Here is a 13,787-nt window from a genome sequence, read left to right on the forward strand (position 1 = left end):
GGACTCCATCAGGCGGGTTTTCAATTATGCCTGCCGTCGGTGTCCTGCCCATGACACCGGGCCATTCCAGTGCTGCCGTCGCGCCATTGCCGGTGCTGGGCTATCGTTGGCCCCTGCATGGCGCGAGAAAAAATGCGATGAAGCTGGTAGCTGCCTGGTTCAAGATTCCGTTCTGGCAACGCGTGCTTGCCGGCTTCGTATTGGGCGTCCTGGCGGGCTGGGCTTTCGGTCCCTCGGCCGAGACCTGGTTCGGTCCGCTCGGCGACCTGTACGTCACCCTGATCAAGATGATCGCGGTACCGCTGGTGTTCTTCGCGGTGATCAATGCGGTGAGCTCGCTGCATGGGCAGAAGTCCATTGCCGCGCTGGCCGGGCGCACCTTCGCCTGGTTCGCCTTCACCGCCGTGCTGGCGGTGGTGGTGGGCCTGGTGTTCGGGCTGGTGATACGTCCGGGCGAAGGCGTGGGCGTGCTGCAGGTGGCCTCGGACTACAAGCCCAAGCAGGCGCCAGGCGTGGTCGACGTGCTGCTGAACATCGTGCCCGCTAATGTTTTCCAGGCGCTGTCGGGTGCCGCCACCGCGAAAACCACCGACGGCACCAGCGTGCTGGTGCCGCGCAACGGCACGGTGCTGCAGGTCATCTTCTTCGCCGGACTGGTCGGGTTCGCGTTCGTCAGGCTGGGCGAAAAAACCGCCAACCTGCGCAGGCTGGCGGGCGAGGCCAGCGAGACCATGATCCAGATCACCCGTTTCGTGCTGGAGTTCACGCCGCTGGGCACGTTCGGACTGATCGCAGCGCTGGTAGGCGGCTATGGCTTCGAGCAACTCAGGCCGCTGCTCACCTTCGTGATTGCGCTGTACGCAGCCTGCGCCTTCCACATCATCGTGGTCTACAGCGGCCTGCTGCTGGCGCACGGACTGAATCCACTGAAGTTCTTCCGCGGCGCGGCGCCGGCCATGCAGGTGGGCTTCGTCGCCTCGAGCAGCTTCGCGGCCATGCCGGCCTCGCTGCGCAGCGTCACCCACAACCATGGGGTCAACCGCGATTACGCGGCATTCGCGGTGCCTCTGGGTGCCAGCATCAAGATGGACGGCTGTGGCGCGATCTATCCGGCGCTGGCGGCGGTGTTCATCGCCCAGTACACCGGCATCGAACTGTCATGGTCGCAGTACCTGATCATTGCACTGGCCTCGGTGCTGGGCAGCTTCGGCACCGCCGGCGTGCCCGGCACCGCGGTGATCATGGCCACGGTGGTGCTCAGCGCCGCCAACCTGCCGCTGGAAGCCATCGGCTTCCTGTATGCGATCGACCGGATCCTGGACATGATGCGCACCATGACCAACGTCACCGGGCAGATGCTGGTACCGGTGCTGGTGGCCAAGGAAACCGGGATGCTGGACCGCGCGATCTACGATGCGGCGCCGACCAACCTGGGTATCGAGGACGAGCAGGCAGGCAGTGCGGGCAGGGTGCCGTGACCGCAATGCAGGGCGATTTGGTCCTGGTCGAGCGCTTCCCGGGAATCGATGATTACCGGCGCCTGCGCAGCGAGGCGGGGCTTTCGCCAAAATCCGCCGAAGCGGCAACCCGCGGGCTTGCCAATACGCTGTTCGGGGTAAGCGTTCTCGACGGGGACCGCAGCATCGGCATGGGCCGGATCATCGGCGATGGCGGCTGCTTTTTCGTGGTGGTGGATATCGCCGTTCAACCCGACTACCAGGGACGCGGCCTCGGAAAACGCATCATGGCGGCACTGGACGCCTGGTTGCGTGCCAACGCGCCGGTCTCGGCCAATGTCTCCCTGTTTGCCGATGGCAAGGCCCGTGAGCTCTACGCGAAATACGGATTCGTGCAGGCCGGTCCGGTTTCGGTGGGCATGCACTACACGGTAAAGGGCTGACCGACCTTGGTCGAAGGGTCCTGCCCGGGCTCAGGCAAACGCCTGGGACTGGATGCGCGGCATCGTCAGCAGGGCTCCAAGCACCGCGAACGGAATGGGCAACAGGACGCCGATCACGGTGACCCATTCCGCATGGGGTATCAGCGTTGCATGGACGATCACCACTGCCGTCAGCAACGCACCGATCGCCAGTGCCGCGGCTCCGTGGCTGGATCTGGCGACCCATGCCGCCACCCCGCCACCTGCCAGCGCCGCCACTGCCCACGCGGTGAGCATGCAGGCGATGGCCGATGCCGGAGTGGACCCTGCATAGGCAAGCAACGATTCCTGCGTGGCGAAATCCGTGGCATCGGGAAGCCGGTGCAGTTGCAGGAACCCGTATACGAAACCGGTTACCACCAGGCCCGCGGCCAGGATGCCGAGCAGGATTCCAGACAGGGTGCGTGCCATCGCGTGTTGCTCCTTGGGTGCGTCACCAAGGATGGACCGCAAACCCTTCGGCGCGCAACCGGCTAAGCTGCCGCCAGCCCCAGGAGAACCGAACGATGAGTGGCCAACAACGCGAGCTGACCTTCCGATTCCTTGCCGAGCCCACCGACGTCAACTATGGAGGCAAGGTGCACGGTGGCGTGGTGATGAAGTGGATCGACCAGGTGGGTTATGCGGCGGCCGTCGGCTGGAGCGGCCAATACAGCGTGACCGTGGCCGTGGGCGGCATCCGTTTCCTGGCGCCCATCCGCATCAGCGACCTGGTCACGGTAACGGCGACCCTGGTGTACACCGGCAGCAGCAGCATGCATTTCGCCGTCGACGTGCGCGCGCGCGATCCGGGGCTGGACCCCAGCCACGCCGGGAACCGCCTGTGCACCCATTGCATCATCGTGTTCGTCGCCCTGGATGGGGTGGAAGGCAAGCCGACCCCCGTGCCTTCGTGGCAGCCCGACACCGACGACGACCGGCGGATGTCCGAGTACGCGACCAAGGTCATGGAACTCAGCAAGGGCATCGAGGACACCATCGCCCATTACCAGGAACCGCAGGCGGCAGGCCGGCAATGAAAAAGGCCGCGTAGGCGGCCTTTTCTCATTGCTGCCTGGGGACAGGCGCGTTACATGGCCACCCGGCGCGCCTGCATGAACTTGGCGCTCCAGTAACCGCTGAGCAGGGTGTCCACGCGCACATCCTTGCCGGTGCTGGGCGAGTGCAGGAAGCGACCTTCCCCCACGTAGATGCCGACGTGGTTGACGCGGCCCTTGAGGCCGAAGAAAACCAGGTCACCCTGCCTGAGGCTGTCGCGGTCCTTGATCAGCTCGGCAGAATCCTCGCTGGCCATTTCCCGCGAGACGCGCGGCAATTCGATTCCCAGCGCGGTGCGGAAGACGTAGCCGACCAGCCCGCTGCAATCGAAACCGCTGTCCGGTGACGTGCCGCCCCAGCGATACGGGGTGCCGAGCAGGGTCAACGCGCGCTTCAGCACGCTCTGCACCTTGCCGCGGGATTCCTGGGGCGCGATCACGCCGCTCCGGGTCAGGTCATAGTTGGATACCAGCTGGCTCAGGTCGGTGGCGAACATGGCCGAACGGTCGAGCATGGGCATGGTGTCGCCGGCGGCTAGGCGGGGCAGCAGGGCGGTAAGGGTGACCGCAGCGGCCTCGGTGGCCTTGTCGCGGATGCTGGATTTAGCGTCGGTGACCACCGTATCGCTGGAAACGCTGGTAGGCGCGCGGTTGGCGGGCTCGCCCTGGGACGGGGTGGGGACGGTCTGGGCCTGGGCCGTGAAACTGGCCAGGCAGAGGAGCGCAGCACCGAAGAAGTGGATGGGGGATACCCCTGCCGAAGCGGGGCGGCGGGCGGCGGGCAGGCCTTTTTGCAGGTCGTCAGTCGTCACGCGGAAGTCTTGTGTAGCGGATCAGGGGTCGATAATGACTTCACAAGGCCTTCATGTGGTTCAAATTCCGTTATTGCGGCGTGAACAAGTCGCGATCCCGGTCACATTTTTCCGTTCAGGACGCGTTTTGCGCCCGAATAATGGTCGCGCCAGTAGGGGCCATCCAGGTAGTCCAGGCGGACGGTCCCGCCGGTACTGGGGGCATGCACGAAACGTCCTTCCCCCACATAGATGCCTACGTGGCTGACATTGCCCTTGCTGCCGAAAAACACCAGGTCGGCGGCGGCCAGTTTGCCTGGGTCGATCCGCGGCCCCTGCAGGGCGGCAAGCTCACGCGAGCTGCGGGGCAGGTACAGCGCCAGCATGTCGCGGTAGACATAGGTGACCAGGCCGCTGCAGTCGAAGCCGCTCTGCGGCGTATTGCCGCCGTAGGTATAGGGCGTGCCCACCAGGCCGATGGCACGCATCAGCACGGAATTGGCGGCGGCCGGATCCCCGGGCCTCACCTGCGGCCATTCACGTTGCGTCGCCACGGGTGGCCCCGGCCGGCGGACCGCCTCGTTGCCGCCACAGGCAGCCAGCAGCAGGCATAGCCAGGGGATTACAAGCGGCAACGGCAGTCGCCTGCCGCCCGGGACTGGGGCAGCAACTGGCGTGGGGCCCGGCAAGCCGGGATAATGCGCAGCCTTCATTGCGGTCAATCTTGACCGCAATCCCCCGCGGCCCACAAGCCGCACCCGCTGTCGCCCCGGTGTGCGGCGCAGCCCAGACAGAGCCCAACATGAAAATCGCAAAAGACAGCGTGGTCCTTTTCCACTACACCGTGTCCGAAACGGGCCAGGAAGCGCTGGAGAGTTCCAATGACCGCGAGCCCCTGGCCATCCTGTACGGCCACGGCAACATCATCCCGGGCCTGGAGACCGCCATGCTGGACCGCGAAGCCGGCGAGAGTTTCGGCGTGGACGTGTCCGCTGCCGATGCCTATGGCGAGAAGCGCGATGGCCTGAGCCAGCGCGTGCCCAAGAAGCATTTCGGCGCGCAGAAGCTTGAGCCCGGCATGCAGGTGGTCCTGCAGACCAATTTCGGCCCGCGTGCCGTGACCATCCAGAAGGTTGGCATGAGCGTGGTCGACGTCGACCTCAACCACCCGATGGCGGGCAAGGACCTGCATTTCGACGTGGAAATCGTGGAAGTGCGTGAAGCCAGTGCCGAGGAACTCGAGCATGGCCACGTCCATGGCGAGGGTGGTCACCACCACTGACTGGCGCTTGGGCAACGACCGCTGACGGCCCGCTACGGCGGGCCTTCTTCGTTGGGGCGGGGCTGCTCCCATAGAATGCACGGGTGAATTCCCCACGCGATGACGTCCTGATTGTCGGCGGAGGCGTGATCGGCCTGGCTACGGCGCTGGCGCTGGTCGAAGCCGGCCGGGGCGTGCGCGTGCTCGACGCCGGGCGCGTGGGCGGCGGCGCCTCGCACGGCAATTGCGGCACCATCACCCCGAGCCATGCGCCGCCGCTGGCGGCCCCGGGCATGGTCGCGGCGGGGTTGCGCTGGATGTTCACGCCGGATGCGCCGCTGTACCTGAAGCCCCGTCTTGATCCTGCGCTGTGGCGGTGGCTGGCCCATTTCGCCGCCCGCTGCAACCTGGGGGACTGGCGCCAGAGTACGCGTTCGCGGTCTCTCATCCTCGCCGATTCCCGTGATCGGCTTACCGACTGGGTAGGGCGTTACCAGCTGCAATGCGAGTTCGCCGAGGAAGGCCTGGACTACGTGTTCCGCGAACAGGCGAACTTCGACCATTACGCCCGGGAATGCGAACTGCTGCACGAGTTCGGCATAACCAGTGAAATATTCGGCGGCGAAGCGTATCTCCGCGACGAACCGGCCTTGAAGCCCGGCGTGGCCGGCGCGGTGCGGTTCCCCGGTGACGCGCGCCTGCGCCCGGACCGTTACGTCGCCGAGTTGGCCAGGGCGCTACGCGAACGCGGCGGCGTCATCGAGGATCAGTGCCAGGTGGAATCGCTGCACGAGTCCGCCGATGGCGTGGTGGTGGCCACGGACCGCGGGGCGCGCAGAGCAGGCGAGGTGGTGTTGGCCCTGGGCGCCTGGTCGCCGCAATTCGCGAATGGCCTGGGACTCAGGCTTCCGATCCAGCCCGGCAAGGGTTATTCGATCACCTATTCGCGGCCGTTGGTCGTGCCGAAACGTCCCATGGTGCTGAAGGACCGCTCGGTCTGCGTGACCGTGTGGGACAGCGGGTTCCGCCTCGGCAGCACCATGGAGTTTTCCGGCTACGACACCTCCCTCAACGCGATCCGCCTGGCAGCGCTCGAGCGCGGCGCGGCCGAATACCTGCACGAGCCAGTTGGCGCCACGGTGCAGGAGCGTTGGTATGGCTGGCGCCCGATGACCTGGGACGACCTGCCCATCCTGGGACGTGCGCCGCGCCATCGCCACACCTGGCTGGCGGCCGGGCATGGCATGCTCGGGGTCAGCATGAGCGCGGCCAGTGGACAGCTCATGGCCGACCTGATCAGCGGCCGGCAACCCGCCATCGATCCCACGCCCTATCGCATGGAGCGATTCCTGTGAGCCAAGCGCAATACTGCAAGTACGACTACGACCTGGTGGTGATAGGCGGCGGATCGGGCGGCCTGGCGGGCGCATTCCGCGCGGCCTCGCATGGCGCGCGCGTGGCCTTGCTGGAACCCGGCGAATTCGGCGGCACCTGCGTCAACGTCGGCTGCGTGCCGAAGAAGGCGATGTGGCTGGCGGCCGAACTCGCCCAGCGCATCGACATGGCCTCGCGCATGGGTTTCGACCTGCCCATCGCAAAACTCGATTGGCAGGAATTCATCGTCCACCGGCAGCGCTACATCGCCGGCATCCACGAGAGCTATCGCAAGCGCCTGGACGCGGCCGGCATCGTGCACCTGCCGTGCCGCGGGCATTTCGTCGACGCGCATACGGTGGAAACCCACCAGGGGCTGCGGGTCAGCGCGGCGCATGTGCTCATCGCCACGGGCGGCAAGCCGAAACGCCCCGATATTCCCGGCGCCGGACTGGGAGTGGTCTCGGACGACTTCTTCAACTTCTGCGAAGCCCCGGCCCGCGTGGCGGTCGTTGGCGGCGGCTACATCGCGGTGGAGCTGGCCGGCGTGCTGCAGGCGCTGGGCAGTAAGGTGGAAATGTTCGTGCGCGGCAGCCGCCTGCTGGACTCCTTCGACGTGGAGCTGACCGACGAACTGGCGGAAAACCTGAGGCAGCACGGCATCCACTGCCACTTCGCCAGCACGGTGGCAGCACTGCAGCCGGCGGACGGTGAACGGGTCAGGGTGGTTGATAGTTCAGGCCAGCCCGGTGAGCCTTTCGACAGCGTGCTGTTCGCCACCGGACGCACGCCAGCCAGCGATGGCCTGGGCCTGGAAAGCATCGGCGTGGATATCGATGCCGGCGGCTTCATCAGGGTCGACGCATTGCAGGACACCAGCGTGCCGGGCATCCATGCGGTTGGCGATGTCTCCAGCCGGCTCGCCCTCACCCCCGTGGCCATCGCCGCGGCGCGTCGGCTGATGGATCGGCTCTTTGCGGGCAAGGCGGATGCCAGGCTGAACTACGAAGACATCGCGACCGTGGTTTTCTCGCACCCGCCGCTTGGCAAGGTGGGTCTGAGCGAAGCCGAGGCGCGTGTGCTGCACGGCGATGCGGTGCAGGTCTACCGCACCCGTTTTCGCCCCATGTTGCACGCACTGGCCGATTCGCCGCAGCGCAGCCTGTTCAAGCTGGTCTGCGTGGGCGCTGGCCAAGCGCCGGAACAGCAGCGCGTGGTCGGCATCCACCTGCTGGGCGAGGGTGCCGACGAAATACTGCAGGGTTTCGCGGTGGCGCTGAAGAAGGGCATCACCAAGCGCGATCTCGACGACACCATGGCCATCCACCCGACGTCGGCCGAGGAAGTGGTGCTGATGCAATGACGTTCCGCAACCGGAAGCAGGCGCGACGTGAGTCGCAAGGTAGCCCGTGTACAGCCTCTTCGCGACCCGCGTTGCTGCTACGTACAATGCGTTGATGGACACCTACACCCTGCATCGCGGCACGGCGCCGCTGCTGATCAGCCTGCCGCACGACGGCACTGTCGTCCCCGCCGGGATCCATGCGCGCCTGACCGCCGGCGCGCAGCGGGTGCCCGACACCGACTGGCATGTTTCCCGCCTCTATGCTTTCGCGCGCGACATGGGCGCCTCGATGATCGTGCCCAGGTACTCGCGCTACGTCGTCGACCTCAATCGTCCACCTGACGACATGTCCCTGTATCCCGGCCAGAACACCACCGGGTTGTGCCCGCACCTGCAGTTCAGCGGCGAACCGGTGTACCTGGAAGGCCAGGGACCGGATGAGGCGGAGGTCGGTGAACGCGTGGAACAGTACTGGCGTCCCTACCACCGTGCCCTGGCCGGCGAACTGCAGCGCATCCACGCCATCCACGGCCGTGCGCGGCTGTGGGAAGGGCATTCGATCCGGGGGGTGGTGCCGTTCCTGTTCGAGGGTCGGTTGCCCGATCTCAACCTGGGTACCGCTGCCGGGAGCAGTTGCTCGGCGGCGCTGCAGCAAAGGCTGGAATCGGTTCTGGCCGCGCAGGACCGCCATGACTTCATCGTCAACGGCCGCTTCAAGGGCGGCTACATCACCCGCCAATATGGCGATCCGGCACGCGGCGTGGAGGCGGTGCAACTGGAAATCAGCCAGCGCATCTACATGGATGAAGACAGCTTCGAATACGATGAGGCCAAAGCCGCGGACACACAGCTCGTGCTGCGGGAACTGCTGGTGCAGATGCTGGCATGAGCGATGCCGTACCGGTTCCGGATGAAACACTTCCGGTAGACCGCGTTCCACAACCGCCCGTAAGCCCGGGGCATCATCGCGCAGGCATCGCGCTTGCCCTGTTCGGCGCGATCGCATTCTCGGGCAAGGCCATCATCGTCAAGCTCGGCTATCGCCATGGCGCCGATGCCATCACCCTGCTGGCGCTGCGCATGCTGGTCGCGTTGCCATTCTTTGCCCTGATGGCATGGTGGGCGCGGCGTGACGGCCTGCGCTTCCGCCTGCGCGGCAGCGACCGCTGGAAAGTCGTGGGCCTGGGTTTCAGTGGCTACTACCTGGCCAGCTTCCTTGATTTCGCCGGGCTCCAATACATCACCGCCACCCTCGAGCGGCTGATCCTCTACCTGACCCCGACGCTGGTACTGCTGATTGGCGTGGCCTTGTTCCGGCGCAAACCCGCGGTGCGGCAATTGCTGGCGCTTGCGATCAGCTACTGCGGCGTCGCATTGGCATTCGCCCATGACCTGCAGGTGGGCGGCGACGCCATCGCGCTTGGGGCCCTGCTGGTATTCCTGAGCGCCCTGAGCTACGCCAGTTACCTGGTTGGCAGCGGCGAGGTGGTGGCCCGCGTCGGGGCGGTGCGCCTTACGGCCTATGCCAGCGCGGTCGCGGCAGGATTCTGCCTGCTGCACTTCCTGCTGGCGCGGCCGTGGCATTCGCTGCTCGAGTTGCCGCCCGAGGTCTATGGCCTGTCCCTGCTCAATGGCACGCTGTGCACCGTGCTGCCGGTGCTCGCCACGATGATGGCGGTACAGCGCCTCGGCTCGGCCCTGGCTTCGCAGATCGGCATGGTCGGGCCGGTCTCGACCATCGTCATGAGCCTGCTGATCCTGGGGGAACCCATGGGCCCATGGCAGGTGGCGGGAACGGTGCTGGTCATGCTGGGTGTTTTCGTGGTGACGCGGCCGGCCCGGTAGCGCTGGTAGCGCTGCCGTGCATCAAGGCGCGATGTGCGCGTCCAGGAAGGCTTCCAGAGTCCTGTAGAGCTGGGCCCGGTTGCCCGGATCGTAGAAGCCATGGCCTTCGCCTTTCACGACCAGCGTCTGTGCCGGCACGCCATTCTTGTCCAGCGCCTTCTTCAGTGCATTGAACTGGTCCATCGGCACCCGGCGATCAAGCGTGCCCTGCACCAGCAGGACCGGGACCTTGATCTTGTCCACGTTGCGAGCGGGTGAGTTGGCGGCCAGCTGCGCCGGATCGGTGCCAAGCACGCGATCAAGGTAGGTCCGCCCGGCCCTGGTGTCGTTGATGTCGCCTTCCTGGTGCATGACCTGCAGGTCATACACGCCCACGTAGCCGACGGCGCACTTGTACATGCCGGGGTGGCGGATCGGACCCATCATCGCCGCGTAGCCGCCGAAGCTGGCCCCATAGATACAGACGCGCGCAGGATCGGTCAGCTTGTTGTCCATGGCCCAGCGTACGCCGTCCGCGATGTCGTCCATCATCCTGCCGCCCCATTCGCGGTATCCGAGTCGCTCGAACTCATGGCCACGCCCGCCCGATCCACGGAAGTTCACCTGCAGCACGGCATAGCCCCGGCTGGCGAGGAACTGGGCGTCTGCGTCATAGCCCCAGGCGTCGTAAACGCCATGCGGGCCGCCGTGAGGAATCACGATGGTAGGCAGCGGCCCCGTCTTGCCGACGGGCGCGGTGTAGAAGCCGAATAGCTTGAGCCCGTCTGAGGACCGGAATTCGATCGGACGGGTCGGAGACATCGCTTCGGGCCTGATCCACGGCATCGATTCATTGATCAGTTGCAACCGGTTGCCCTCGCGGTGCAGCAGGTAGTACGCACCGGGATTGCGGTCCGACCACGCATGGAAGAGCAGCGTCTTGCCATCGCGACTGTGGTCCAGGATATCGACCATCTGCCCCGGGAACGCCTTCAACAGGCCAGCATGCAGCTTGACCCAGTCGGAACCCTGGTCCACGTAACGCACCGAAGGCTTGTCGGAGTCGAAGACCACGCCGAACGGGATGTCGTTGGGCCCGGCAGCGAGCAGGCGGCTGACTGCCACGTCTTCGCGGCCGATCAGCAAGGTGCGCGTGGCCTTGGAGAATGAAAGCCTGTAAAGCTGCGCAGGTTCCTGTCGATCCGATACCAGGGCATAGGCGGTGTCGTTGTCTCCGTCGAACCGAAGCGAGTCCATGGAATAGCCCGCTAGGCTTGCCGGGACCGGTAGCCATGAATCGTCAGCCCCGGGCCGGTAATGCATTACCGGGGTGCCATCCTGCTCGGTGATCCGCAGGCGAGGGCGTCCGCCGCGGTCGAAATAAAACGAGGCAGGCCTGGCGGATCGTTCGATCTGCTTGCGATTGCCGGTCAGCGTGTCCACCTTGAACACGACAGTGGGTGATTCCTCGCCGCAGCTGCGCGGCCAGCAGGTGAATTCCACCAGCACCTTGCCGGGCTCGTCCTGCAATACCTTGGTCACGTGCGCGAAGCCCTGGTCCTTGCGCCTGCCCGTGCGGTTGCCGTCATCGGGCTGGTATCCGAACAGCGTGTCCTGGCCCTTGCCAGTGATGTCAGTGGACATCAATTCGCCGTAGCTGTACGGCATGGCATGCAGCGGTTCCATCCTGGCCCGCGACACCACGATCTGCTCGTCATCGCTCCAGACCACGTCACTTACATGTTGCTGGCTGCCGAAGCGCAGGGTCTGGCTTTTGCCCGTCCCATCGATCGGGACGACGTGCAGCTGGGTCTCGGTGCCGTTCGCGGCAGGCATGGCAAGCGCCACGTACTTGCCCGAAGGAGACAGGGCCACGCCACTGACCTCGGCGTGCCTTGCAAAGTCCTCGGCGGTTGGAACCTGTGCCAGGCATGGGGCCGCGATCGTTGCGGCCACCAAGGCCATCCATGCGCCAAAACGGTTCTTCATCACCCCTCCCCGGGGACAGCCTGGCTCCAAGCCCCCCCGATGATGCACCGGAGATGGCGGCGGTGCCATGCGAAAGAGTCGCACCGCGCGGCGAAGCCGGGCAATCTCGCTACCCCGGCAGTGCCTGGCGATCGATGCGGCTGATGTTCCGTGCACGCGGCCTCACCGCGGCGAAGCTGGAGCGCAGGCCCGGTCAGACCTCCAGCGAAGCCAGGTCGCCCTTCTGCTCCAGCCACGCCTTGCGGTCGGGGGCGCGCTTCTTGGCCAGTAGCATGTCCATCAGCGAACGCGTGCCCACATCGTCCTCGTTGGTCAGCTGCACCAGCCGACGCGTGTCCGGATGGATGGTGGATTCGCGCAGCTGCGAGGGATTCATTTCGCCCAGGCCCTTGAAGCGGGTGACATTGACCGTGCCCTTGAGCTTCTCGCGCTCGATCTTCTCCAGCAGCAGGCGTTTTTCTTCCTCATCCAGCGCGTAGAACACCTGCTTGCCCACGTCCACGCGGAACAAGGGCGGCATGGCCACGAAGATGTTGCCGGCTTCGACCAGCGCCGGGAAATGCTTCAGGAACAAAGCCGTCAACAGCGTGGCGATATGCAGGCCGTCCGAGTCCGCGTCGGCCAGGATCACCACCTTGCCGTAGCGCAGGCCGGTGATGTCGGGCCGGCCCGGGTCGCAGCCGATGGCCACGGCCAGGTCATGCACTTCATTGGAAGCCAGCACGCCGCCAGAAGCCACTTCCCAGGTGTTGAGGATCTTGCCGCGCAACGGCAGGATCGCCTGGAAATCCTTGTCGCGGGCCTGCTTGGCGCTGCCGCCCGCCGAGTCGCCTTCTACCAGGAACAGCTCGGTGCGCGACAGGTCCTGGGAAATGCAGTCGGCCAGCTTGCCTGGCAGGGCAGGTCCCTGGGTCACCTTCTTGCGGACGATCTGCTTCTCGGTCTTCAGGCGTGCGCTGGCCCGCTCGATCGCCAGTTGCGCGATGCGCTCGCCAAAGTCGGTGTGCTGGTTCAACCACAGCGAAAATGCATCGTGCGCGGCGCCTTCGATGAAACCGGCGGCCTGGCGCGAGCTCAGGCGTTCCTTGGTCTGGCCGCTGAACTGCGGGTCCGTCATCTTCACCGACAGCACGAAGGCCACGCGATCCCATACGTCTTCCGGGGCCAGCTTCACCCCGCGCGGCAGCAGGTTGCGGAAATCGCAGAACTCGCGCAGCGCGTCGGTCAGGCCACTGCGCAGGCCGTTGACGTGGGTGCCGTGCTGGGCGGTGGGAATGAGGTTGACGTAGCTTTCCTGCACCAGGTCGCCCTCGGGAATCCACGAGACGGCCCAGTCCACGATCTCGCTCTGCTTGGAGAGGCGGCCGACGAAGAGTTCGGGCGGCAGCAGCTCGCGTCCGGACAGTTCACCCAGCAGGTAGTCGCGCAGGCCGTCGGCGTAATGCCATTCGTCACGCTCGCCACTGGCTTCGTCGAACAGCTTCACGGTCAGGCCCGGGCAGAGCACGGCCTTGGCGCGCAGCAGGTGCTTCAGCGCGCGCAGGTTGTACTTGGCGGTGTCGAAATACTTCGGGTCCACCCAGAAACGCAGCCGCGTGCCGGTGTTCTTCTTGCCCACGTTGCCGACGATTTCCAGCTTCGAAGCGGCATCGCCGTTGCGGAACTCCATGCGGTATTCGTTGCCGTCGCGCTTGATGAAGAGCTCGACTTTCAGCGAAAGCGCATTGACCACGCTCACGCCCACCCCGTGCAGGCCGCCGCTGAAGGTGTAGTTGCGATTGTTGAACTTGCCGCCCGCATGCAGCCGGGTCAGGATCAGCTCGACCCCGGATATCTTTTCCTCGGGGTGGATATCGACCGGCATGCCACGGCCGTCGTCGCTGACCTGGCAACTGCCGTCCTTGAACAGGATGACCTCGATCTCGCTGGCATGGCCGGCCAGCGCCTCGTCCACGGCGTTGTCGATGACTTCCTGCGCCAGGTGGTTGGGGCGGGTGGTGTCGGTGTACATGCCCGGGCGGCGTTTGACCGGATCCAGGCCGGAAAGGACTTCGATGTCGGCGGCGTTGTAACGGGTATTCATGGGTAGGGACGCGATTTTTCAGTGGCCACTGCAGCTTCGAAGTGTGCGGCTTGGGGTTTTTTTTTGCACGTTCAGTGGAAGGTGGGCCGCAGTGCACTATGGTCGCGCTGCCTGCACGACCGCACGGAAGCCTTGCTGGCAGGC

13 protein-coding genes are annotated in these 13,787 nt (G+C 65.6%); 8 read left to right on the forward strand and 5 right to left on the reverse strand.

Annotated elements, in window-relative coordinates; genetic code table 11:
• The first annotated feature begins 137 nt into the window (after positions 1–137).
• Positions 138–1,478, forward strand: coding sequence for a dicarboxylate/amino acid:cation symporter (locus DT603_RS13835; protein WP_162350569.1), 1,341 nt, complete (start codon positions 138–140; stop codon positions 1,476–1,478).
• Between the two features lie 5 nt (positions 1,479–1,483).
• Entirely contained in the window at positions 1,484–1,900 is a 417-nt protein-coding gene (locus tag DT603_RS13840; RefSeq protein WP_162350570.1) for a GNAT family N-acetyltransferase, read from the forward strand.
• A gap of 30 nt (positions 1,901–1,930) precedes the next feature.
• Here the strand turns inward: DT603_RS13840 and DT603_RS13845 are convergent, their stop codons facing one another.
• Positions 1,931–2,350, reverse strand: coding sequence for a hypothetical protein (locus tag DT603_RS13845; protein WP_162350571.1), 420 nt, complete (start codon positions 2,348–2,350; stop codon positions 1,931–1,933).
• A 95-nt stretch (positions 2,351–2,445) separates the two neighbouring features.
• On the opposite strand from DT603_RS13845, the gene DT603_RS13850 reads away from it, so the two are divergent.
• Complete coding sequence (locus tag DT603_RS13850; RefSeq protein WP_162350572.1) at positions 2,446–2,958, forward strand: acyl-CoA thioesterase; 513 nt, start codon at positions 2,446–2,448, stop codon at positions 2,956–2,958.
• Between the two features lie 50 nt (positions 2,959–3,008).
• On the opposite strand, the gene DT603_RS13855 is transcribed toward DT603_RS13850, so the two are convergent.
• Positions 3,009–3,788 carry a C40 family peptidase gene (locus tag DT603_RS13855; protein WP_162350573.1) on the reverse strand — a complete coding sequence of 260 codons (780 nt, stop codon included), beginning with the start codon at positions 3,786–3,788 and terminating at the stop codon, positions 3,009–3,011.
• 101 nt (positions 3,789–3,889) lie between these two features.
• The gene (locus tag DT603_RS13860) at positions 3,890–4,480 is read right to left on the reverse strand and encodes a C40 family peptidase (protein ID WP_162350574.1); all 591 of its coding nucleotides are present in this window, start codon (positions 4,478–4,480) and stop codon (positions 3,890–3,892) included.
• An 89-nt stretch (positions 4,481–4,569) separates the two neighbouring features.
• Here DT603_RS13860 and DT603_RS13865 point away from each other — a divergent pair, with 89 nt between their 5' ends.
• The 5 genes from DT603_RS13865 (at position 4,570) to DT603_RS13885 (ending at position 9,592) form a co-directional block, all read left to right on the forward strand.
• Positions 4,570–5,049 carry an FKBP-type peptidyl-prolyl cis-trans isomerase gene (locus DT603_RS13865; RefSeq protein ID WP_162350575.1) on the forward strand — a complete coding sequence of 160 codons (480 nt, stop codon included), beginning with the start codon at positions 4,570–4,572 and terminating at the stop codon, positions 5,047–5,049.
• Positions 5,050–5,132: 83 nt separating this feature from the next.
• Complete coding sequence (locus tag DT603_RS16125) at positions 5,133–6,383, forward strand: FAD-dependent oxidoreductase (protein WP_162350576.1); 1,251 nt, start codon at positions 5,133–5,135, stop codon at positions 6,381–6,383.
• Positions 6,380–7,765 (forward strand): glutathione-disulfide reductase, encoded by a 1,386-nt coding sequence (gene gorA / locus DT603_RS13875; protein ID WP_343037764.1) that lies wholly within the window; start codon positions 6,380–6,382, stop codon positions 7,763–7,765. The genes DT603_RS16125 and gorA overlap by 4 nt, the downstream gene beginning before the upstream one ends.
• Before the next feature lie 94 nt (positions 7,766–7,859).
• Positions 7,860–8,636: an N-formylglutamate deformylase gene (gene hutG, locus DT603_RS13880; protein WP_211368452.1), complete on the forward strand. Its 777-nt coding sequence runs from the start codon at positions 7,860–7,862 to the stop codon at positions 8,634–8,636.
• A complete protein-coding gene (locus DT603_RS13885; protein WP_162350577.1) occupies positions 8,633–9,592 on the forward strand; it encodes a DMT family transporter in 960 nt (319 codons plus the stop codon). Before hutG ends, DT603_RS13885 begins: the two co-directional genes overlap by 4 nt.
• A 21-nt stretch (positions 9,593–9,613) precedes the next feature.
• Here the strand turns inward: DT603_RS13885 and DT603_RS13890 are convergent, their stop codons facing one another.
• Together DT603_RS13890 and parE are read right to left on the reverse strand one after the other, a co-directional pair.
• Entirely contained in the window at positions 9,614–11,560 is a 1,947-nt protein-coding gene (locus tag DT603_RS13890; protein WP_162350578.1) for an alpha/beta hydrolase family protein, read from the reverse strand.
• A gap of 193 nt (positions 11,561–11,753) precedes the next feature.
• On the reverse strand, positions 11,754–13,643 hold the full coding sequence (gene parE, locus DT603_RS13895) for a DNA topoisomerase IV subunit B (protein ID WP_162350579.1): 1,890 nt from the start codon (positions 13,641–13,643) through the stop codon (positions 11,754–11,756).
• Positions 13,644–13,787: the final 144 nt, after the last annotated feature.

The organism is Pseudoxanthomonas gei (assembly GCF_010119615.1).
Lineage (GTDB): Bacteria > Pseudomonadota > Gammaproteobacteria > Xanthomonadales > Xanthomonadaceae > Pseudoxanthomonas_A > Pseudoxanthomonas_A gei.